The sequence below is a fragment of the Dyella sp. ASV21 genome, assembly GCF_016428975.1.
GTDB lineage: Bacteria > Pseudomonadota > Gammaproteobacteria > Xanthomonadales > Rhodanobacteraceae > Dyella.
Genome location: NZ_JAELTT010000020.1, coordinates 1 through 21,458, shown reverse-complemented (window position 1 = coordinate 21,458; position 21,458 = coordinate 1). Strand labels below are relative to the sequence as shown.

18 protein-coding genes are annotated in these 21,458 nt (G+C 65.7%); 11 read left to right on the top strand and 7 right to left on the bottom strand.

Annotation, left to right across the window (positions count from 1 at the left end):
- The first annotated feature begins 1 nt into the window (after position 1).
- From JHD67_RS09040 to JHD67_RS09030, 3 genes are all read left to right on the top strand, one after another.
- A complete protein-coding gene (locus JHD67_RS09040) occupies positions 2 to 1,705 on the top strand; it encodes a trehalase family glycosidase (RefSeq protein ID WP_199098849.1) in 1,704 nt (567 codons plus the stop codon).
- Positions 1,702 to 2,772, top strand: coding sequence for an alpha/beta hydrolase fold domain-containing protein (locus JHD67_RS09035; RefSeq protein ID WP_199098848.1), 1,071 nt, complete (start codon positions 1,702 to 1,704; stop codon positions 2,770 to 2,772). Before JHD67_RS09040 ends, JHD67_RS09035 begins: the two co-directional genes overlap by 4 nt.
- Before the next feature lie 84 nt (positions 2,773 to 2,856).
- On the top strand, positions 2,857 to 4,272 hold the full coding sequence (locus JHD67_RS09030; protein ID WP_199098847.1) for a sigma-54 dependent transcriptional regulator: 1,416 nt from the start codon (positions 2,857 to 2,859) through the stop codon (positions 4,270 to 4,272).
- A gap of 57 nt (positions 4,273 to 4,329) precedes the next feature.
- On the opposite strand, the gene JHD67_RS09025 is transcribed toward JHD67_RS09030, so the two are convergent.
- Positions 4,330 to 5,097 (bottom strand): DsbC family protein, encoded by a 768-nt coding sequence (locus JHD67_RS09025; protein ID WP_199098846.1) that lies wholly within the window; start codon positions 5,095 to 5,097, stop codon positions 4,330 to 4,332.
- Positions 5,098 to 5,210: 113 nt separating this feature from the next.
- Positions 5,211 to 6,122, bottom strand: a complete 912-nt coding sequence (gene xerD, locus JHD67_RS09020) for a site-specific tyrosine recombinase XerD (protein ID WP_199098845.1) — start codon at positions 6,120 to 6,122, stop codon at positions 5,211 to 5,213.
- A 63-nt stretch (positions 6,123 to 6,185) separates the two neighbouring features.
- On the opposite strand from xerD, the gene JHD67_RS09015 reads away from it, so the two are divergent.
- Positions 6,186 to 6,692 carry an RDD family protein gene (locus tag JHD67_RS09015; RefSeq protein ID WP_343214342.1) on the top strand — a complete coding sequence of 169 codons (507 nt, stop codon included), beginning with the start codon at positions 6,186 to 6,188 and terminating at the stop codon, positions 6,690 to 6,692.
- A 150-nt stretch (positions 6,693 to 6,842) separates the two neighbouring features.
- Positions 6,843 to 8,096 (top strand): polyhydroxyalkanoate depolymerase, encoded by a 1,254-nt coding sequence (gene phaZ / locus JHD67_RS09010; RefSeq protein ID WP_199098844.1) that lies wholly within the window; start codon positions 6,843 to 6,845, stop codon positions 8,094 to 8,096.
- A gap of 104 nt (positions 8,097 to 8,200) precedes the next feature.
- On the opposite strand, the gene ltaE is transcribed toward phaZ, so the two are convergent.
- Positions 8,201 to 9,214: a low-specificity L-threonine aldolase gene (gene ltaE, locus JHD67_RS09005; RefSeq protein ID WP_199098843.1), complete on the bottom strand. Its 1,014-nt coding sequence runs from the start codon at positions 9,212 to 9,214 to the stop codon at positions 8,201 to 8,203.
- Positions 9,215 to 9,355: 141 nt separating this feature from the next.
- On the opposite strand from ltaE, the gene JHD67_RS09000 reads away from it, so the two are divergent.
- Complete coding sequence (locus JHD67_RS09000) at positions 9,356 to 11,119, top strand: glucan ABC transporter ATP-binding protein/ permease (protein WP_199098842.1); 1,764 nt, start codon at positions 9,356 to 9,358, stop codon at positions 11,117 to 11,119.
- Positions 11,120 to 11,165: 46 nt separating this feature from the next.
- Here the strand turns inward: JHD67_RS09000 and lptG are convergent, their stop codons facing one another.
- Both lptG and lptF read right to left on the bottom strand, forming a co-directional pair.
- Positions 11,166 to 12,266: an LPS export ABC transporter permease LptG gene (gene lptG / locus JHD67_RS08995; RefSeq protein WP_199098841.1), complete on the bottom strand. Its 1,101-nt coding sequence runs from the start codon at positions 12,264 to 12,266 to the stop codon at positions 11,166 to 11,168.
- Positions 12,266 to 13,363, bottom strand: a complete 1,098-nt coding sequence (gene lptF, locus JHD67_RS08990; protein WP_343214346.1) for an LPS export ABC transporter permease LptF — start codon at positions 13,361 to 13,363, stop codon at positions 12,266 to 12,268. The genes lptG and lptF overlap by 1 nt, the downstream gene beginning before the upstream one ends.
- A 216-nt stretch (positions 13,364 to 13,579) precedes the next feature.
- On the opposite strand from lptF, the gene JHD67_RS08985 reads away from it, so the two are divergent.
- Positions 13,580 to 15,070, top strand: coding sequence for a leucyl aminopeptidase (locus tag JHD67_RS08985; protein WP_199098840.1), 1,491 nt, complete (start codon positions 13,580 to 13,582; stop codon positions 15,068 to 15,070).
- A 70-nt stretch (positions 15,071 to 15,140) separates the two neighbouring features.
- Entirely contained in the window at positions 15,141 to 15,563 is a 423-nt protein-coding gene (locus tag JHD67_RS08980; protein WP_199098839.1) for a DNA polymerase III subunit chi, read from the top strand.
- 12 nt (positions 15,564 to 15,575) lie between these two features.
- On the opposite strand, the gene JHD67_RS08975 is transcribed toward JHD67_RS08980, so the two are convergent.
- Entirely contained in the window at positions 15,576 to 19,151 is a 3,576-nt protein-coding gene (locus JHD67_RS08975) for a hybrid sensor histidine kinase/response regulator (protein WP_199098838.1), read from the bottom strand.
- Positions 19,152 to 19,316: 165 nt separating this feature from the next.
- Between JHD67_RS08975 and JHD67_RS08970 the strand changes: the two genes are divergently transcribed.
- Genes JHD67_RS08970 through JHD67_RS08960 form a run of 3 tightly spaced genes read left to right on the top strand, consistent with a single transcriptional unit; the run spans position 19,317 to position 21,090 of the window.
- A complete protein-coding gene (locus JHD67_RS08970) occupies positions 19,317 to 19,937 on the top strand; it encodes a YceI family protein (protein ID WP_199098837.1) in 621 nt (206 codons plus the stop codon).
- A complete protein-coding gene (locus JHD67_RS08965) occupies positions 19,934 to 20,515 on the top strand; it encodes a cytochrome b (protein WP_199098836.1) in 582 nt (193 codons plus the stop codon). The genes JHD67_RS08970 and JHD67_RS08965 overlap by 4 nt, the downstream gene beginning before the upstream one ends.
- A complete protein-coding gene (locus JHD67_RS08960) occupies positions 20,512 to 21,090 on the top strand; it encodes a YceI family protein (RefSeq protein ID WP_199098835.1) in 579 nt (192 codons plus the stop codon). The genes JHD67_RS08965 and JHD67_RS08960 overlap by 4 nt, the downstream gene beginning before the upstream one ends.
- Before the next feature lie 116 nt (positions 21,091 to 21,206).
- Here JHD67_RS08960 and JHD67_RS22335 read toward each other — a convergent pair.
- Positions 21,207 to 21,458, bottom strand: a 252-nt coding sequence (locus tag JHD67_RS22335; protein WP_233171759.1) for a hypothetical protein, incomplete at its 5' end; no start/stop codon positions are given.

Below are 21,458 nucleotides of genomic sequence, written 5' to 3'. Positions count from 1 at the left end.
CATGACTGGATTCTTCTCCGCACGCGCCGCATGCCGGTCGCAACGTATCGCCCTGCGCGTGGCAGCGTTCGCGCTCACGTGCAGCATCACCGGCACGGCCTGCGCCGCCGCGCCGGATGCAGCCAAGACGCGTGCCTACATCGACCGTGCCTGGAGCACCCTCACACGCTCGATGGACGACTGCGCCGCGCTGACCGACAGCAAGGTCGCCAATCATCCGGTGCTCTACGTGCCGGTGGATTTCGCACTTCCGCCCGCACAGGCCGATATCGGCAAGCGCTGCGGCGTGGAAGTGAAGCCGCTGCCGCGCAAAGTGGATCGACTGGGCGACATCGATGCCACCGCGCTGGCGCAGCAGGGCTTGCTGTATCTACCGCGCCCTTACGTGGTTCCCGGTGGCTTCTTCAACGAAATGTACGGCTGGGACAGCTATTTCATCGTGCTTGGGCTGGTGGCCGACCATCGCACCGAACTGGCCAAGGACATGGTGGACAACGCACTGTTTGAAGTGGCGCACTACGGGGGCGTGCTCAACGCCAATCGCACCTATTACCTCAGTCGCTCGCAACCGCCGTTCCTCACCGCGATGATGACAGCGGTGCTCGATGACCCGCAGAGCTTCCCCAACGCCGAAGCCCGGCGCCACTGGCTCGCTCAGGCCTACCCGCTCGCCGTGCGCAATTACGGTATCTGGACGCGCCCCGAGCACCTCGCTGGTGATACCGGCCTGGCGCGTTACTTCGACCTCGGTGAGGGCCCCGTGCTGGAAGCGCGCGACAGCGCCTACTACGTGGGCGTGATCCGCTGGTTGCGCGCTCATGCGAAGGACGATCCGGGCTATCTCATCAAGGCTTCCGAACATCCGGGTGATGCCGAAGCAGCGGCCTTGAAGGCGAGCAGCTGCGACGTGCGCGCCTCGAAGGTATGTGCCGGCGCCTGGTTCGATGGCTATCGCCTGACCGCGGACTATTACCGTGGCGACCGGGCCATGCGCGAATCGGGCTTCGATACCAACGCGCACTACGGCCCGTTCGGCGGCTCCAATCATCACTATGCCGATGTAAGCCTCAATAGCCTGCTCTATCGCTACGAGCGCGATCTGCACGATTTCGCCCTGCAACTGGGCCACACAGCGGACGCCGGGCGTTGGTCCAAGGCCGCCGCCGCGCGCAAGGCGGCGATGGACAAATACCTGTGGCAGCCCAAGGACGGCATGTATCGCGATTACGACGTCGTGGCCGGCAAGCCCTCCCCCTATCCCTACGTCACCACGTTCTACCCACTTTGGGCTGGCGCGGCCTCGCCGGCGCAAGCGCAGGCCGTGCGCAAAACGCTGCCGGTGTTCGAACGCAAGGGCGGCTTGAGCATGGATAACCGGGCCGCCGGCGTGCAGTGGGGCGAGCCGTTCGGCTGGGCGCCGACCAATTGGCTGGCGGTATCGGGCCTGGACGCCTATGGCTTCCACGACGATGCCCGCCGCATCGCCGGCAAGTTCATGGCCACGGTGGATCAGGGGCTGGCGGACGACGGCACCATCCGTGAGAAATACAACATGGTCCTGGGCAACGCCGATGTAAAAGTCAGCGCCGGCTATAGCGAGAACGTGGTCGGCTTTGGCTGGACCAATGGCGTCTATCTGAACATGCAGGCACTCACTGCCGGCAGCGTGCAAACCACCCAGCCGACACCGGAGCATCAACCATGATCCGCCTGCTCGTACCGCTCATGCTGGTGATCGCCGGTGTAACCGCAGCGCAAGAGACCACACCGCGCGTGGAAGCCGATGGCACCATCCAGGCGCCGGCCGCCACGCTGCCCTACTCCGTGCTGGCCTCGCCCGAGGCGCGCCGGTTCTTTCCGCAGATGCTCGCCGCTGGTGGCAAGGCACCGCCCATCACGGCGCCCATCGAGCAGAGCCGTGCGTTCTACGACCAGCTCAACCGCGACCGCGCCGCCCGCATGGCCAAGCGTTATCCGGTGAAGACACACCACGACACCATCGCCGGCGTGGGCGTGGATGTCATCGAGCCTGCGCAAGGCATCACGCCGCGCAACCGCGAGCGTGTGCTGATCAACCTGCACGGCGGCGCGTTCCTGTGGGGTGCGCACAGCGGCGGGCTGGTCGAATCCATTCCGATCGCCAGCCTGGGACGCATCCAGGTGATCTCGGTGGATTACCGCCAGGCCCCCGAGCACGTGTTTCCCGCCGCCAGCGAGGATGTGGAGGCGGTCTATCGCGAGCTGCTCAAGCACCACAAGGCGACCGATATCGGCATCTACGGTTGCTCCGCGGGCGGCGTGCTTACCGGCGAAGCGGTGGCCCGACTGATCGACCACAAGCTGCCGGTACCGGGCGCCATCGGCACCTTTTGCGGCTCCCTGGTGAACATGGAAGGTGATTCGACCTACGTTGCACCGCTGCTCAATGGCGCTCCCGCGCCCATCCAGCCGTTGCGAATAGAGCAACTGCCCTACTTCAAGGGCACCAACGCCCGCGATCCGCGGGTATTTCCCGGACTGTCCCCCGCATGGCTGGCCCAATTTCCCCCCACGCTGCTGATTTCCGGCACGCGCGACATGGCCCTGAGCTCCGTGCTGCGCAGCCAGGCACTGCTTGACCAGGCCGGAGTGCCCACCGAATTGCACGTATGGGAAGGCATGTGGCACTCGTTTTTCTCCGACCCGGAACTGCCGGAATCGCAGGCGGCGTATACAGTTATCGTGAAATTCTTCGATCGCCACCTGGGCCATCCCGAGGCCGTCGTTCACTGAGTCCGGCGCGCTACGCAGTTTCAGACTTTGCCCCTTGCGTAGCGGACAGCTATCCTAGGCCGGCCCTCAGCCCATCGTGACGACATGAGCCAACAGACCGTTCTGGTCATTGACGACGAACGCGACATCCGCGAGCTTCTCACCATCACCCTCGGCCGCATGGACTTGCTGGTCGATGCGGTGGGTACCGTGTCTGAAGCCCGTCGCGCGCTCGCCGAGCGGCACTACGATCTGTGCTTCACCGACATGCGCCTCCCGGATGGGACCGGCCATGAGATCGTCGAGCTGATCTCGGCCGAGCATCCGGATACGCCGGTCGCCATGATTACCGCCTACGGCAACGTGGACGCTGCCGTCGGTGCGCTCAAAGCCGGCGCCTTCGACTTCGTTTCCAAGCCGGTAGACATTCAAATGCTGCGCCGTCTGGTGCGCACCGCGCTACGCCTGGCGGAAGAGAAGCGCAGCGGCCAGGGCGCCGCCAAGCCCGATGGACAGGAGCGCCTGATCGGCGAATCGCCGGCCATGCAGCAGGTGCGCTCCACCATCACCAAGCTCGCCCGCAACCAGGCGCCGGTGTACATCGCCGGCGAATCGGGGGTGGGCAAGGAGCTGGTGGCCCGACTCATCCATGAACAAGGCCCGCGCGCCACCGGCCCGTTTGTGCCGGTGAACTGCGGCGCGATTCCTTCCGAGCTGATGGAGAGCGAGTTCTTCGGTCACCGCAAGGGCAGCTTTACCGGCGCGGTGGGCGACAAGGAAGGCCTGTTCCAGGCGGCTCACGGCGGCACCCTGTTCCTGGACGAAGTGGCCGAGCTGCCGCTGCACATGCAGGTGAAGCTGCTGCGTGCGATTCAGGAGAAGGCCGTGCGCCCGATCGGCGCGCGCGAAGAAGTGCCGGTGGATGTGCGCATCCTCTCGGCCACGCACAAGAACCTTGCCGCGCTGGTCGAGCAGGGTCAGTTCCGCCAGGATTTGTTCTATCGCATCAACGTGATCGAGCTGCGCGTGCCGCCGCTGCGCGAGCGTCGTGGCGACGTGTCGCTGCTGTCCAGCTTCGTGCTGCGCCAGCTGGCCACCAAGAGCGGCGGCGCTATAGGCCGCCTGCTGCCGGCCGCACAACAGGCGCTGGAGTCCTACGATTTCCCGGGCAATGTGCGCGAGCTGGAGAACATCCTGGAACGCGCCATGGCGATGTGCGATGGCGACCAGATCGACGTAAGCGATTTGATGCTGCCGCAGCGCAGCCAGCGTGTGGGCGAATCGGCGCCCGCCATGGCCGCCGCACCGGCGATGCCTGGCGTGATGCCTGCTGCGCCGACACCGACCATGGCCCCGCCCAGCGCCGATGGCGGCCTTGACGATTACATCAGCAATCTCGAGCGCACCGCCATCATCAAAGCGCTGGAAGAATCGCGCTACAACAAGACCGCGGCGGCCAAGAAGCTGGGCATCACCTTCCGCGCCTTGCGCTACAAGCTCAAGAAGCTGGGCATCGACTGAAACGAAAAGGCCGGACGCAAGTCCGGCCTTTTCACTGGCGCCAACGTAACAGCGGACTCAGCCGCCCTTGGCCTTGCTCTTGTCCTTTTCCAGCAGCTGCAAGAGCTGGTCTGGCGTCACGTAACCGCCGAGCATGGTGCCGTCCTCGGAAATGATGGCCGGCGTGCCATTGACGCCCAGCTTGAGGCCCAGGTCGAACTCCTGCTTGACCGGATTGGTGCACGTGGCGGCCTTGGGCGTCTTACCCTCCTTGGCCGCAGTGAAGGCCGTCTTGCGATCGGCAGCGCACCACACGGACACCATCTCTTTATAAGTGTCGGTGCTGCCGCCCAGCGGATTGGTCACGCCTTCGCGCGGCCATGCCACGTACTCCACCGCGATACCGGCCTTGTTGAACTCGGCCATATGCTTGTGCAGCTCACGGCAATAACCGCAGGTGACATCGGTGAACACCGTCACGCGATAACGCGGGTTGGCGGGCGCGAACACGATGCGATCCGTTGCCGGCAGCTTGGCCAGCTCCGCCTTGCGGAATTCCGCCCAACCCGCATCGCTGAGGTTCTTCTTCACGCCGACGTCGATCAGGTCGCCGTTCACCAGGTACTTGCCATCGGCACTGACGTACACCAATTGGCCAGAGGCGATCACCTGGTAATAGCCAGGCATGGGCGCCGGCTTGATCGAGTCGATGCTGAGCCTGGGCTCCAGCGAGAGCACGGCCTTGCGCACCACGCTTTCCGGGCCGGTGGCGGCATCGTCCGGCGCAGCGCAGGCGTTGAGGGCGAACACGCTGAAGCACAGCGCCAGCAACCATTTCTTGGACATCACAAACCTCGTGGGTGCACGTTTCCGCTCGTCGGAAACGTTGGGGACAAGGCATTCTCGCATAGGCGACTGAACGGTTCCGTCGGGCCTTTGGCATGCCCGCTCACGGCCAATCACCCGCGCGGATGGTGCTGCGCGTGCAGCCGCTTGAGCCCTTCCTTCGCCACCAGGGTATAGATCTGGGTGGTGCTCAACGCGCTATGGCCCAGCAGCATCTGCAAGGCGCGCAGGTCAGCCCCGTGATTGAGCAAGTGCGTAGCGAACGAATGGCGCAGCACATGCGGGGAGATGCGCTTGGGCACGATGCCCACCTGCAACGCGTAGCGCTTCACCAGCGTCCAGAACATCTGGCGGGTCATGCCCTCGCCACGATTGCTCAGGAACAGCGCGGCCGGCTGGCGCCCCTTGGCAAGCGCCGGACGCGCCTGCGCCAGATACGCCTCGATGCGCTCGGCGGCAACTTCGCCGATGGGCACCAACCGATCCTTGCCGCCTTTGCCTGTCACGCGCACCACTCCCTGGCGCAGGTTCAGCGACGCCAGCGGCAACTCGACCAGTTCGGACACGCGCAGGCCCGACGCATACATCAGCTCCAGCATGGCGCGATCACGCAGGCCCAGGGTGCTGGCGCTGTCCGGCGCATCCAGCAGGCCTTCGATTTCGCGCTCGGCCAGCGCCTTGGGCAGGCTGCGCGGGGTCTTGGGGCGCTCGATCAACAACGTGGGATCGTCAAAACCCGGCTCGTTGCGCACCAGGAAGGCGTAGTAGCGCCGGAACGCCGACTGCCGCCGCGCCAGCGAACGCACCGCCACCGGCTGGCTGCCGTGATACGCCGACAGATGCTGGCGCTGCGCGGTGCGCAGGCTCAGGCCGCGCGCCGCCAGCCAACGGGCCAGGCCTTCCAGGTCGCGGCGATACGCATCCAGCGTGCGATCGGCGAGGCCATCTTCCGACCACACCCGTTCCACAAAGGCATCGATGCTGCGACGGTCCGCTTCGGTAATACTTGGGGTTTCATCCTGCATGGAAGCGATGCTCGCCGCGGGCTTCCTCGCGTGCAAGCTTTCCATCGACACGGGAATGCCATAGTGACCCCGCCACACGCCGCTACTACCGCGCCGATCTGCCCACTCTGGCGCCGACTGATCGCACTGGTCTACGACCAGTTGGCCGTGCTGGCCATCGTGATGGTGGTGGGCTACCTCTGCCAGCGACTCACGGGCGGCGGCGTGGTCACCGACGATGGCCATGTGCATATCGCCTGGTGGTACCAGCCGCTGCAAGGCGCGGTGATCTCGGCGTATTTCCTGGCCTCATGGCTGCGCGGGGGCCAGACCCTGGGCATGCGGCCGTGGCGCATTCGCCTGACCACGGGCAGCGGCCATGCGCTGTCCCTCTCGCAAGCCCTGGTGCGTCTACTGGTGGCGGCTGCGCCGCTGCTCCTGCTCGCCCTGGCGCCTTGGCTGGGCGTGCGGGGCGCGCTTTGGGCCGCGGCCATTGCGTGGGCGTTGTGGTTCGGCATGGCCGCCTTCGATCCGCGCCAACGCGCTCTACACGACCGTGTCGCCGGAACCGAGTTGCGCCGCCTGGGCTGACGCCACCACCAGACCACTACCGGACCAGATAAGACCAGACCAGTGAATCTAAGCAACTGATTCAAAATGGCCTGAGACGATGCGGCAGCGCAGCACGCGCCACCCAAACCGGGTAAGATATTGCCCTTCCGACGCCTCCGGTTCCGCCGCATGCTTTATCAGATCCACGAGTGGCAGCGTGCTTTCCTTGGCCCGCTGAGTCACTACGCCGAAGCCAGCGCCAAGATGTTCAGCGACATCACCAGCCCGCTCTCGCACCTGCCGGGTGCACCGCGACTGGCCGCCGGCTACGAGCTGCTGCATCGGCTGGGCAAGGAGTACGAGAAGCCCGCGTTCAACCTGCCGCAGGTCACCGCGCACGGCCAGGAAATCGCCGTGATCGAACGCGTGGTGCTGGATAAGCCGTTCTGCCAGCTCAAGCGCTTCAAGCGCTTCAGCGACGATCCGGACACCATCGAGAAGCTCAAGAACGATCCGGTGGTGCTGGTGGTGGCCCCACTGTCGGGCCACCACGCCACGCTGCTGCGCGACACCGTGCGCACCTTGCTGCACGACCACAAGGTGTACATCACCGACTGGGTGGATGCGCGCATGGTGCCGACCAGCGCCGGCCCGTTCCATCTGGACGACTACGTCGCCTACATCGAGGAATTCATCCGCTTCATCGGCGCGCGGAAGGTGCACGTGGTATCGGTGTGCCAGCCCACCGTGCCGGTGCTCGCCGCGGTATCGCTGATGGCCGCGCGCGGCGAAGAGACGCCGCTCAGCATGACCATGATGGGCGGACCGATCGAGCCGCGCAGCAACCCCACCGGCGTGAACAACCTCGCCACCACGCAGCCGCTGAGCTGGTTCAAGGGCAACGTGATCCATACCGTGCCGCCCAACTATCCGGGCAGCGGTCGCGAGGTGTATCCGGGCTTTCTGCAGCACGCCGGCTTCATCGCCATGAACCCGGGCCGCCACGTCAATTCGCACTGGGACTTTTACGAGAACCTGCTGCGCGGCGACGAAGACGACGCCCAGGCGCACCGCAAGTTCTACGACGAATACAACGCCGTGCTCGATATGCCGGCGGAGTATTACCTCGACACCATCGCCACCGTGTTCCAGCAATTCCTGTTGCCGCGCGGCCTGTGGGACGTATCGGGCGAGCGCGTGAAGCCCGAGGCGATCACCCGGACCGCCCTGCTCACCGTGGAAGGCGAACTGGACGATATCGCGGGCCTGGGCCAGACCGAAGCCGCACACGACCTGTGCAGCGGCATTCCCGCCGAACACCGTGCGCATCGCGTGGTGGAAGGCGCCGGTCACTACGGCATCTTCAGTGGCCGCCGCTGGCGCCAAACGGTGTATCCGCAGGTACGTGACTTCATCCGCAAGTTCGATCGGCGCGAAGCCTGAGCCGGCGCGCATAACGGCGGTGCAGGTCGAGCACCGTCGTCCCGCGCCCGCGCTCGACGGCTATGCCCGGCTCTCCAGGCACGCACCGTCGTGACCTGAAGGGCTTAAGCGAAGAAGCGGCGGAACGCCTCGATCACCCGCGTGACAGCGGCATCGTCCACGTCCAGATGCGTCACCAGCCGCAGCGTCGGCAAATAGCCGATGCTGATGCGCACCCCCGCGGTGCGCAGATGGGCGTCCAGATCGCGCAGCCGTTCGGCCGGCACATCGACGAACACCATGTTGGTAAAGTGGCCCAGCAGATGCACCCCCGGGATCTCGCCGAGCCCGGCCGCCAGCGTCGCGGCGCGCGCATGATCGTCGGCCAGGCGCGCCACGTGGTGCTCCAGCGCAAACTGCGCGGCCGCCGCCAGCATGCCGGCCTGGCGCCAGCCGCCACCGGCGACCTTGCGCCAGCGGCGCGCCTTGTCGATCAAGACCGCCGAGCCCACCAGCACCGAACCTACCGGCGCGCCCAGGCCCTTGGAGAAACACACCGACACGCTGTCGAACAAGCCGGCAATCTCGCGTGCCGGCACGCCGCTGGCCACGGCCGCATTGAACAAGCGGGCGCCGTCCAGATGGAAGCCCAGCCCACGTTCGCGCGCCCATGCCTGCGCGGCACGCAAATAGTCCAGCGGCAGCACACGGCCATGCCAAGTGTTTTCCAGCGCCAGCAGGCGGGTGCGGGCAAAGTGCGGATCGATCGGCTTGATGGCCGCCGCCAGCTTGTCCAGCGGCAGGGTGCCGTCGACATCATGCGCAATGGGCTGCGGCTGGATAGAGCCGAGCACTGCCGCACCGCCGCCTTCGAACTTGTAGGTGTGGGCATCGGCGCCGACCAGATACTCATCGCCGCGCTCGCAATGGGCCATCAACGCCAGCAGGTTGGATTGCGTGCCGGTGGGCACGAACAATGCCGCCTCAAAACCCAGTTCATCGGCCAGATGCTGCTGGAAGGCATTCACGCTGGGATCTTCGCCGTACACGTCATCGCCCACCGGCGCGTCCAACATGGCCGCACGCATGGCGAGGGTGGGACGGGTGACGGTGTCGCTGCGCAGGTCGATGGTTTCCACGGGGTTCACTCGGGCGAAAAGGCAAGCACGCAGCTTGCTTGCTCTGTTTCGCCATCGCAAGCCGCTGACGGCGCCGGGTCCATCGGCTAGCCTGTCACCACGGTGGCCGCCTGGACGGCCCATGGCCACGGGGGCTGCGGCATGTCGTTCCTGCGTCTGTACCTACGCGTCATCGGCCTGCTCGCGCCCGAGCGGCGCCTGGCGATCACCCTGGCGATCGCCAACCTGGCCCTGGCTGGCGTGTTCTTCCTCGAGCCGATGCTGTTCGGCAAGGTGGTGGATGCGCTGGCCGCCACGGGCGAGGGCCATGCCTCGCGTTATATCGCGCTGTGGGCGGCCGTGGGCTTGTTTGGCGTGGTGGCCAATGTGTGGGTGTCGCTGCACGCGGATCGACTGGCGCATCGGCGCCGGCTGGCGGCCATCGCGTTGTTCTTTGAACATGCGGCGGCGCTGCCACAGGCGTTTCATGGCGAATACCACACCGGCCGGCTAGGCCGCATCATGAACAACGGCGTGACCAATCTGTTCGGCCTGTGGCTGAGCTTTTTCCGCGAGCATCTGGCGACCTTGCTCTCCATCGTGGTGATGGTGCCGGTGGCCTTGTGGCTGAACTGGAAACTCGCCCTGCTGATGATCGCCCTGTTGCTGTGCTTCTCGATCTTCAACGCGGTCGCGGTGCAACGCACGCATAAGGCGCAGGGCGAGGTGGAGGAATTGCACCACGAAATCGCCACCCGCGCGGGCGACGTGTTCGGCAACGTCACGGTGGTGCAGAGTTTCACGCGCCTGGCGGCGGAGTCGCGCGCGCTGCGCGACATGATGGGTCGCGTGCTCGATGCGCAGTATCCGGTATTGCGTGGCTGGGCCATTCTGTCGGTGCTCAATCGCGCCGCCAGCACACTCACCATCGTGGCGATCTTTGCGCTGGGCGCCGCGTTGCATGCACGTGGCGAGATCAGCGTGGGCGGCATCGTGAGCTTCGTCGGCTTTTCGATGCTGTTGATCGGACGACTGGAGCAATTCGCCACCTTCATCTCCAGCATGTTCTTCCAGACGCAGTCGCTGCGCGATTTCTTCGCGGTGCTGGACCGTCGCCCCGAGATCGAGGACCAGCCCGGCGCCCTCGTGCTGCCGCGCGTGCGTGGCGAAGTGGTGTTCGAACAGGTGAGCTTTGGCTACGACCCGGTACAACCCGCGCTGCACGACCTGAGCTTTCGCGCGGCCCCAGGCAGCACGGTGGCGCTGGTCGGCCCCACCGGCGCCGGCAAGAGCACCGCGTTGAGCCTGCTCTATCGCGCCTACGATCCCAGCGCGGGACGAGTGACCGTGGACGGACATGATGTGCGTGATGTGACGCTGGAGTCGCTGCGACAGAATATCGGCGTGGTGTTCCAGGAACCGGGCATGTTCTACCGCTCGATCCTGGACAACCTGCGCGTGGGCAATCCGGACGCGGCGTTGGCCGACATCGAACAGGCCGTGGCTGCTGCGGAAGCGGCCGCCTTTATCGCGCGCAAGCCGGAAGGGCTGGCCACCATGGTGGCCGAACGCGGTCGCTCACTCTCCGGCGGCGAGCGCCAGCGCCTGGCCATTGCCCGCGCCATGCTCAAGGATGCGCCCATCCTGATCCTTGACGAAGCCACCAGCGCGCTGGACAACGCCACCGAGGTACGCATCCAGCGCGCCCTGGATCGCCTGACCCAAGGCCGCACCACCTTCGTGATCGCCCACCGCCTGTCCACCGTGCGCAACGCCGACCTGATCCTGGTACTGGATCAAGGACGGCTGGTGGAACAGGGGCGCTTCGACGAGCTGATCCGCCATGGCGGCCTGTTCGCGCGGCTGGCCGAAGATGGTCAGTTCGTGGCGGATGCGCAGTCGCACACGTCCGCTACGGACGAGTGAAGCCCGTTGCAGGAGCGCCGATGCGCGCTCCTGCCGGTTGCGCACGCTAACCGTGCTTGCGGAAGTACAGCCATGCAATGACCGCCAGGATCACCGCAGGCAACAGGTTGGCCAGCAGCGGCGGCACGCCGTAGACGGTGCCGAAGTTCACCATGGCCTTCTGCAGGAAGTACCAGCCGATGGCCAACAGCATGCCGATGAACATGCGCTTGCCCAGGCCACCCGAACGCAGCGTGCCGAACGAGAACGGCATGGCGCACAGCACCAGCACCAGCACGTTCAGCGGGTACAACGCGCGCGCCCAGAAGGCGATGGCGTATACGCCGGGGTTCTGCCCGTTCTGTTCCAGGTAGCTGATATTGCGGCGCAGGTCGCGCATGGGCAGGTATTGCGGCTGGATCACCGACTGCTCCAGCACCTGCGGATTGAGCCTGGAATCCCAGCGTTGGCTCGCCGCCGTGGTGCTGTGCGTACCCTGCTCATCCAACGTGGTGGAACGCACCTCGGCCATTACCCACTGGCGACCATCGTGCTCGGCCGTCTTGGCCCAGTCAAAGCGAGTGACCTGGCCATCCGGCGTCAGCGTGAACACGCGCACGTCGTGCAGCTGCACGGTGCTGTGCGTGCCGGTGCGATGCGCCATCCAGCCCTTGGCATTGATGATGCGATCGCCATCGCGCGCCCACAGGCCCGAAGAACCGCCCATACCCACGTTGTTGGTCTTCAGGCGCAACTGCATGGCCTGGGCCTGCTGGTCGCCCCACGGCGCCGCGGTTTCGCCCAGGATCACCACGCCTACGATCAGAATCGCCACCACGCCCACCGCGGATGCGGCGATGCGCAGCTTGGACAGGCCGCAGGCGCGCAAAGCGGTGATCTCGTTGGTGGAAGCCAGGCCGCCCAAGCCCAGCAAGCCGCCGATCAGCGCCGCGTTGCCGAACATTTCGTACAGGCGGCGCGGGAAGGTCACCAGCACGTAGACCACGGCGTTGGTCACCGTGTAACCGTTCTTGCCGACGTTGCCGAGCTGGCGCAGGAACTGCACCACCGCGTCGAGGCCGGTAATCACCAGCCATACCATCAGCATCGAGGCCAGCACCGAGGTGCCGACCAGCCAGTCGACGCGGCGGATGCGCAAGCTAGCCATCAGGCACCCGCCTTGCGCGGCTTGCGCTCGATGTATTGGCTACGGAACATCCAGGCGGCCATGCCAAACACGACAAAGGTCACTCCCCACATCGGGGCCGAGTGATGCCAGTGACCCTTGATGATCTGGCCGCGGCACAGGGCCAGCAGCAAGTAATAGAGATAGAAGGTAAGCACTGCCAGGAACATGCGGCCAAAACGCGGCTCACGCGGGCTCTGGCGCGACATGGGCAATGCGAGCGCCAACAGCACCAGGGTCATCGCCGGCGCAATGGTGCGCCAGGCGAACTCGGCGCGCGCGTCGGGGTTGTCCACGCGCAACAACGCCAGGGTGGTCAGCGAGTGCGCTGGATCTTCACTGTCGTCGTCGGACTGGATGCTGGACAGCGAGGCATCGTTGCGCTCGTACTGCATCTTGCGCCAGTTGTCCGCGCCCAACGGGATGTCGTACTGAAAGCCGTTCCACAACGCCAGGAAACGGCCGTTGCCGTCGGTCTCCTGATAAAGCTGGCCGTGCTTGCCGGTCACCAGCTTCACATGCGGCACGTTGTCCTTGCCGGTGCGCTCGGTGGCGATGAACGTGTTGCCCAACGTGCTGCCATCGCGGCTCAGGGCGTCCACGAAAATGATGCCCCCCTTGCCCGGCAGCTCGGTGAAACGACCGGCATCCAGGCCGGCGGCGATCACGGAGCGATTGGCCTCCGCCACCAACTGGTCGGAGGTGCGCGCCGCCCACGGACCCAGCCACATCGACACCAGGCCGACCAGGATGGCCACGCTGGCGCCCAGGATGGACATAGGGCGCAACAGGCCCGCGGCACCCATGCCCGACGAGGCCAGCACGTGCATCTCGCTTTCGCGATACATGCGGCCCAGGCCATTGAGCACGCCCAGGAAGGCAGCCAGCGGCAACAGGGTGGTGAGGCCATCCAGCATGTTCAGCCCCAGCACCTGGAACATCACGCTGGCGGGAAAGCTGCCGTTGGCAACCTGCTGAAGCACGTGCGCAAACGAGGTGCCGGCCATGATGGCCAGCAGCACGATCGCGGTGGCGGCGATGGTCTGCGCCAGCTCTCGGAGGAAATATCGATCGAGGATGCTCAGAACCAGCCCTCACGCACGCCGTGGCCCGCCCAGCCGGAACCGTCCCGGCGCGGGAAAAGACCGTCTAGTGTACGTGCTCTCATCCGGCTCATGGGGACAGATTCTCGACATGCGATAAGATGAAGGGCTCCGTGCCGCCCCCTTTGGGGACCGGCAAACCCCAAGTCTAGCCTGTCCGGGCCGTACCGGACCTTTCTGCAGGACATCTTCATGACTCTCCAGTTCAGCCTTGGCTCCGCCGCTCCCGAAACCGTCGAAACCCCCTGCGTGGTGGTCGGCGTCTATGAGAACGGTGTGCTCACCAGTGCCGCCGCTCGCGTGGACACCGCCGCGAACGGCGCCATCAAGCGCCAGGTCGAAAGCGGGGACATCAACGGCAAGGCCGGCACCACCGCCGTACTGTTCGCCCCCGAGGGTGTCGCAGCCAAGCGCGTGCTGGTGATTGGACTGGGAACGCAGAAGACCTTCGACGGTGCACGCTACCAAAAGGTCAATAACGAGGCAGCCCGCGCCCTGGGTCGCCTGCCGATCGACAGCGCCGTGTCCTTCCTCACCGAAGTGGACGTGCCCGGCCATGACGCCGCCTGGCGCGTGCGTACCGCCGCCCTTGCCGCCGACCACGCCGCCTATCGCTACACCGCTACGTTCAAGCCGCGCGAGAAGTCCGCGCAGCCGGAGCTGGCCGCCATGACCTTCGTCGCCAACGACGACGCCCAGGCAGGCCTGCAGCAGGCTGCCGCCGTGGCCGAAGGCGTGCGCTTCGCCCGCGAACTGGCCAACCTGCCGCCGAACATCTGCAACCCGGCCTACATCGCCACCCAGGCCGAACAGTTCGCCGCCGCGCACGACAAGGTGAACTGCACCGTGCTCGACCACGAGAAGATGGGCGAACTGGGCTTTGGCTCGCTGCTGGCGGTGGGCCGTGGCTCCACCAACAAGCCCAAGCTGGTGATCCTGGAATACAAGGGTGGCGTCGAGGGCGACAAGCCGTATGCCTTCGTCGGCAAGGGCATCACCTTCGACACCGGCGGCATCAGCCTCAAGCCGGGCCCGGGCATGGAAGAAATGAAGTTCGACATGGGCGGCGCCGCCGGCGTGCTCGGCAGCTTCGTGGCCACGGTGAAGCTGGGCCTGCCGGTGAACCTGGTGTGCGTGGTGCCGGCCGTGGAAAACATGCCCGACGGTGACAGCTACCGTCCGAGCGATGTGCTCACCAGCCTTTCCGGCCTCACCATCGAAGTGCTCAACACCGATGCCGAAGGCCGCCTGATCCTGTGCGATGCGCTTACCTATACCGCGCAGACCTTCCAGCCGAAGGTGCTGATCGACGCCGCCACCCTCACCGGGGCCTGCGTGATCGCACTGGGCAAGCACGCCAGCGGCCTGATGAGCAAGCACGACGACCTTGCCGCCGAGCTGATCGCCGCCGGTGAAACCACGCTGGATCGCGCATGGCGCCTGCCGCTATGGGACGACTACCAGGTGCAGTTGGAGTCGGGCTTCGCCGACGTCGCCAACATCGGCGGCAAGAACGCGGGCGCCATCACGGCCGGCTGCTTCCTTGCGCGCTTCACCGAAGGCCAGCGCTGGGCGCATCTGGATATCGCCGGCACCGCCTGGGACGAAGGTCGCAAGGGCCTGGCCACCGGTCGCCCGGTGCCGCTGCTGGTGCAGTGGCTGATCGACCGCAGCGCCGCCTAAGTCCATGCAGTGAGCCACGAGAGAGGGCCCCGGCCCTCTCTCCCTCCTCTCCACTCACAGCCGTCATCTCATGCCTCGCGCCGACTTCTATCTGATCGACAAGCCGCGCTTTCGCGAGCAACCGTTGTTGCTGGTATGCGAACTGGCCAAGCGCGCGTTCGCCGCGCAGCAGCCTTCGCTGGTGCTGGCCCGCGACTTTGGCCAGGCCGAAGCCATCGACGAGCTGCTGTGGGAGTTCGACCCGGATGGCTTCATCACGCATCAGCTGGCCGGCGACGACGACGACGAGTACACCGCCGTGCTGATCGTGCCCCCGGGCATCGAAACGGCCGATCGTCCTTTGCTGATCAACCTGCGCGAGGAATGCGCACCTGGCCGCTACGACCGCGTGCTGGAGGTGGTTGCCGCCGATCCGGCCGAGCGCGATGGTTCACGCACGCGCTGGACCGAGTACAAGCGACGCGGCTTCGAGGTCAACAAATTCGATATGTAAGCGCTGCGGCGCTCAGGCCGCACTGCCCGCCACGTCGATGACGTTGGCCAACTGGGCGCGAATTGCGTCCAACAACTGCTCACCCGTGAGCGGCTTGCGCAGGAAACCATCCATGCCGGCCTCGCGTGCCCGCAGTTCCTCATCGCCACCGGAGCGCGCGGTAATCGCCACGATTGGCATGCGATGGCCCGCTTCCTCGCGCTGGCGAATCAAGCGCGCAATCTGAAAGCCGTCGATACCCGGCAAATCCAGGTCCAGAAGCATCACATCGCACGGCGCCTGCGCCAGCTCGGCCAGAGCGGCCAAGCCGTTGGCTACGTAGCGCACCTGATGACCCACACGCTCGAGCAGCCCGCGTATCACCGCCGCCACGATGGGGTCGTCCTCCACCAGCAGCACATTCCATTGCTCGGACACATCGTCGTCGCCGCGCGCCAACGCCGGCGCCAGTGGCTCGTGCGCCACCGTCAAGGGCAGACATACGTGGAAACTGCTGCCGTGGGCCACCTTCGACTCCAGCTCGATGCTGCCACCCATCATGGCGACCAGCTCGCGGCAGATCGCCAGGCCCAATCCGCTGCCCGCGCGGCGCTGCGGGCCGGTGATTTGCTCAAAACGCTGGAACAGGCGTGCCTGACTGGATTCGGGAATGCCCGGGCCGGTATCGATGATGCTGAAGCACACGCCGTCGTCGGTACGCCGCACGCGCAAGATCACGCTGCCACGCTCGGTAAACTTCAACGCATTGTTGGCAAGGTTCAACAGCACCTGCTTGATGCGCAGCGCATCGCCGATCATGCGATGCGGTAATTCGTCGGGTATCTCCACCTGGAAACGCAGCCCCTTGGCGCGCGCCTGCCCCAGCTCCAACTGCGCGACATCGTTGACCAGGCCTACGGGATCGAACGGCGTGCATTCCAGCTCGAGCTTGCCGGCTTCGATGCGCGCCAGATCCAGCGCATCGTTGAGCAATTTGAGCAACATGCCGCCGGACCGCTGCATGGCCTCGGCGTACTCGCGCTGGGTATGACTGAGCGGTGTGCTGAGCAACAGCTCGGCCATGCCCATCACGCCGGTCATCGGCGTGCGGATCTCGTGGCTTAGCGTGGCAAGGAACTGCGTCTTGGCCGCGCTGGCCTGTTCGGCCATGCGACTGCGCTGCTCGGCCAACTGGATCTGGTGCCGCTGCGCCAGGCGACGGCGCCACGCCTGCAACCCCAGCCACACCAGTACGGCCGCCAGCGCCACATACATACACCAGGCCCACCAGCGCGCCCACGGCGGCGCTTGCACATGCAGGTGCAGCGGTTGCGGCAAATGCGTCCACACCCCGTCGGCACCCGCCGCCATCACCTCCAAGGTGTAATCGCCGGTACCCACGCCAGCGAAGTCGCGTTCGCCGCGGGTGCCCGTGTCGATCCAGCTGGTATCCACGCCCTTCAGGCGGAAACGGTAACGGTTGGCGGCGGGGTCCACGTACGAGAACACCCGCGATTCGACATTGAGGCCGCGATCCTTCCAGCCCAAGGACAGCTCGCCGGATGGCGGTATGACCAACTCGCGCTTTACCCCATCGCGCAAAACGCTGACGCGCGTGATCGCCAACGCGGGTGGCTTGAGCCTGGCGTCGATGCGATTGGGGTTGAAACCCATCACGCCGCCCAGTGTGGGTGCGTAAATGGTGCCGTCCGCCGTACGGCTGAAGCCGCGCAGGAACTCGCCATTGCTGAGGCCATCTTGCAGGCCAAGTTCATGGAAGCGATTGTTGCGTGGATCGAAGCGCCACAGACCGTCGCGACCGAATACCCACACGCGGTGATACTTGTCCACCGCCAGGTCGACCACGTTGATCGACGGCCAGCCATGCGCGGCATCGATCTTGTCATCGAGCGCCAGCCCGTCGCCGTCATAGTGGTAATGCTCCAGGCCATCGGGGCGGGCCATCCACAGGCCATCGTCGGTAAAGTCGAACGCGTCCACCGCCTTGTCGCCCGTTACGCCGGGCACCGGCTCGAAGGCGGAGTACTGGCGATTCAGCCGCATCATGCCGCCGTCGCTGGCGTACCAGAAGGTGCCGTTCTTGAGCGTGATCTGGCTGCCCCAGCGCGCCTTTTCCTGTGCATCGACAAACGGCACCGGCGTCACGGCAAGGGTGTCCTGATCCACCCGGAACAGACCTTCGCCGAAGGTGCGCGCATACAACTTGCCGTCAGGGCCGACCTCGACCTCCAGCGGGTGCTTCATGCCTTGCCCGCTCGCCTTGACCAGGTCGAGCTTGCCCTTGTCATAGCGGAACAAGGCGCCCTGCACGGTGATCCACAATCGCTGCGAGGGATCCTCGGTCAAGCCCACCACGTCACCGCGCAGCCCCGACAGCACGTGCTCGACCTCACCGGTGGCCGGCTTGAGCCGATCCACGCGACCGCGGCGCTCGCCCACCCAGATGGTGTCGCCACTGCCACGCGCCACCGCCGACGCCATCGAGTCCCGCAGGCTGCGTTCGTCGTCCGGCACGTGGGTGAAACGGCTCACGCTGTTCCAGCCGGGCGCCAGGTAACCCACGCCGCCATCGAGCAAGGCGATCCACAGGCCACCTTCGCTGTCGGACTGGATCTGCCATACCCAGGTGCCCGGCAGGTTGCCGTAGACCAGTGGTTGATCGGTTACCGCCTGAATCGGCCGGCCGGCGCCGTTCTGCAAATAAAGCCCGTGCTGCGTGCCCACCCATAGGCGCCCTGCCTGGTCACGCACGCTGCTGAGGATATTGGTTTCGGGCAGTTCGCCGGCACCGGCCTGCCGCGCGATATCGTCGGCGCCGATCAGGAACAGGCCATGCGAGGACGACACGCGAACCTGCGCGTCGTCGCCTTCGATGCGCCACGCATCGATCGGCTGATCCGGCGACTCGGTGTGGATGGTATGGATCGCACCTGCCGCATCGCGCCGATAGATGGCGTTCTCGCCACCGATCCACAGTTGGCCGCGCGGGTCCACGAACAGCGCGCCAACCGTGCCGACCGGACCGTTCTCCGGGCTGCTGATATCCACGTGATCGAAACCACGGCCATCGGGGCGCATGCGATCCAGCCCCTGCGCGGTGCCCACCCACAGCACGCCATCGGGCGTCTGCGCCATCGTCCAGACCTTGTCGCTGCGCAGGCTGGCCGGGTCGTTGGCGTCGTGCCCCCAATGCTCGAAGGTGTTGGAGCGCTCGTCGTAGCGGTTGAGTCCAGCCTCCAGACCGCCCGCCCAGAGCGAGCCGCTGCGGTCGAACACCAGCGCGGAAATGCCGTTGTTGAACAACGACCGGGCGTCGCCTTCCCCATGGCGGAGCACCTTAAAGCCCACGCCGTCATAGCGCGCAATACCGCCCTTGGTGCCAAACCACATGGCGCCATCGGGCGCCTGCACCACCGTGTAGACGCTGCTGCTGGGCAAGCCTTCGGCGGTGCCATAGCGGCGAAACTGCGGTGTGGGCAAGGCGGCCGTCGGCGCCGGTGCCGGCGCGGAGACAGGGCCAGCCACCGCGCCAGCCGGCACGGGCATGTTGGCAAACAGGAAGGCGCTGAGCAGCAAGGACGGCAGCATGGTCTCCCCCAAGACAGAGGATGATGCCAGAACGCGCGCAGCGGCCACAGGCTTTAGGCGGTATCGGCGCCTCCGCATCAAGGCTGCGTGAAAGGCGCGCCGTGGAAACAATCCGTTCCGGCATGGCGGCTGGCGCCTGCGTGGGCGTTCCTCCATGCTTCGCCCATGTCACATCTACGCCGGTTCAATCGATGGTTCTTCGCGCTGGCCTGCGCCTGGCTGCCGCTCGCGGCTGCGCACGCGGCGCCCACGATGTTCCGTTACGACACCACCCACAGCCAGATCCTTTTCAGTATCGATCACAACGGCTTTTCGCGTCCCTTTGGCCGACTGCATATCGCCCGGGGCTGGCTGCGCTTCGACCCGGACAACTGGAGCCAGTCGTCCACCGAACTGGACATCGACCTGGCCAGCCTGGACATGGGCGATGCCGAGTGGAACGCCGCCGTGCTCAAGCCCGCCTTTCTCGACAGCGCGACCGCACGCTATGCCCATTTCGTCAGTACCGCGGTGGAGCAGACCGACAGCACGCACGGCCTGCTCCATGGCAACCTCAATTTGCGCGGCGTCACCCGCCCGGTGACGGTGTCATTCACCTTCAATCGACTCGGTGCAACGATCTATGGCCTGCATACGGCCGTGGGGTTTTCCGCCACCACCCAGTTGCAGCGAGATGATTTCGGCATCACCGCCAATGCCAACTCGATCGGTCACAACGTCAGCATCTGGCTGGTGCTGGAAGCCATCGAGGATAAACACGACTCAACGAACAAGGAGCATCCATGAGCTTGCGCAGTAACGACCGCCAATGGGGCTCGGTCGCCAAATTCTTCCACTGGACCACGGCGTTGCTGATTCTCGGCAACGGTGTGTTCGGCCTGGCCATGGATCTGGCCAGTTCGCCTATGCAGAAGATCAATTGGCTGGCCCTGCACAAATCCATCGGCCTGACCGTGCTTGCCCTGTTCCTGCTGCGTCTGCTGTGGCGCATGGGCGATCGCCGCCCCGCTGAAGATCCCGCCCCGCGCTGGCAGCAACTGGCCGCGCACGCGGTGCATGGCCTGCTGTACCTGTTCATCGTGGCGTTGCCGCTGAGCGGCTGGTGGTTCAACTCCGTCGCCGGCAAGCCGTTGCAGTTCTTCAAGCTGTTCAACCTGCCCGCGATCGCGGCCGCCAACCCGGACATGCGCCATCTCGCGCACGGCATCCACGAAAAGCTGTTCTGGATACTGGTGGCGGTGCTGGTGCTGCACGTGGGCGGTGCGCTCAAGCATCACCTGTTCGATCGCGACAACACCTTGCGCCGCATGCTCCCCTTTAGCCGCGTGCGCGCCGATGCCACCTCCCAAGGAGACCGCACATGAAGAACCTCGCTCCCGCGCTTTTCAAACCTCGTTTGATCGCGCCCCTGCTGCTCGCCCTGGCGCTGCCGGGCCTTGCCAGCGCCGCCGAATACACGGTGCAGCCGGCCGGCAGCAAACTCGGCTTTACCAGCAGCTTCCAGGGCCAGGCGTTCGACGGCAGCTTCAGCAAATGGACCGCCGCCATCAGCTATGACGCCGCCAAGCTCGCCAGCTCCAAGTTCGATGTGGAAGTGGATCTCTCCAGCGCAAAAACCGGCGACAACGATCGCGATTCCGCCCTGCCCGGCGCGGACTTCTTCAACGTGGCGAAATTCCCCAAGGCGCATTTCGTCACCACCGGCTTTCGCCAGAACGGCGCGCAGGTAGTGGCGGACGGGAACCTCACCCTGCGCGGCGTGACCAAGCCCATAAGCCTCAACGTGAGCTTCAAACCGCAGGGCACGGGCGCCACGCTCGATGTCACCGGCTCCGTGAAGCGCCTGGATTTCGGCGTGGGCGGCGGCGAGTACGCCGATACCTCGGTAATCGGCGCCGAGGTGAAGGTGAACGCGCATCTGGTGCTTAGCGCCAAGTAAGCGCCAGAGACGGATGCGCCGCGCGCAAGGCGTGGCGCATCCCGCAACTTTAGAAGCGCGCCGCCTCCTTCGCAGGGAAGATGCGCGAAATCGATGCAGCCTAACGCGATGTGTGATTACGCACCGATCCACGTCCACACGACCTGGTTTTCCTGCGCCGCGCTGGGCAAGCCGAACTTGAGTACGGGCCGCCCGGCCTCCATGCGCGTGGGCCGCACCTGCGCATGGAAGTACTCGGGCGCCCCAGCGGCAACGTGGGCAGCCAAGTGCCACTGCGCGGACAGCGCTCGCCCGGTCGAACGGTCATCTGGGCGTCCCCGTACGCCTCCCAGCGCCAACCGGTGGCTTCGCCGACGCGGCTCGTGCCC

Coding starts and splice junctions, on each gene's coding strand:
- JHD67_RS09040 (WP_199098849.1), top strand. CDS start 2: ATGACTGGATTCTTCTCCGCACGCGCCGCATGCCGGTCGCAACGTATC.
- JHD67_RS09035 (WP_199098848.1), top strand. CDS start 1,702: ATGATCCGCCTGCTCGTACCGCTCATGCTGGTGATCGCCGGTGTAACC.
- JHD67_RS09030 (WP_199098847.1), top strand. CDS start 2,857: ATGAGCCAACAGACCGTTCTGGTCATTGACGACGAACGCGACATCCGC.
- JHD67_RS09025 (WP_199098846.1), bottom strand. CDS start 5,097: ATGTCCAAGAAATGGTTGCTGGCGCTGTGCTTCAGCGTGTTCGCCCTC.
- xerD (WP_199098845.1), bottom strand. CDS start 6,122: ATGCAGGATGAAACCCCAAGTATTACCGAAGCGGACCGTCGCAGCATC.
- phaZ (WP_199098844.1), top strand. CDS start 6,843: ATGCTTTATCAGATCCACGAGTGGCAGCGTGCTTTCCTTGGCCCGCTG.
- JHD67_RS09000 (WP_199098842.1), top strand. CDS start 9,356: ATGTCGTTCCTGCGTCTGTACCTACGCGTCATCGGCCTGCTCGCGCCC.
- lptG (WP_199098841.1), bottom strand. CDS start 12,266: ATGGCTAGCTTGCGCATCCGCCGCGTCGACTGGCTGGTCGGCACCTCG.
- JHD67_RS08985 (WP_199098840.1), top strand. CDS start 13,580: ATGACTCTCCAGTTCAGCCTTGGCTCCGCCGCTCCCGAAACCGTCGAA.
- JHD67_RS08980 (WP_199098839.1), top strand. CDS start 15,141: ATGCCTCGCGCCGACTTCTATCTGATCGACAAGCCGCGCTTTCGCGAG.
- JHD67_RS08975 (WP_199098838.1), bottom strand. CDS start 19,151: ATGCTGCCGTCCTTGCTGCTCAGCGCCTTCCTGTTTGCCAACATGCCC.
- JHD67_RS08970 (WP_199098837.1), top strand. CDS start 19,317: ATGTCACATCTACGCCGGTTCAATCGATGGTTCTTCGCGCTGGCCTGC.
- JHD67_RS08965 (WP_199098836.1), top strand. CDS start 19,934: ATGAGCTTGCGCAGTAACGACCGCCAATGGGGCTCGGTCGCCAAATTC.
- JHD67_RS08960 (WP_199098835.1), top strand. CDS start 20,512: ATGAAGAACCTCGCTCCCGCGCTTTTCAAACCTCGTTTGATCGCGCCC.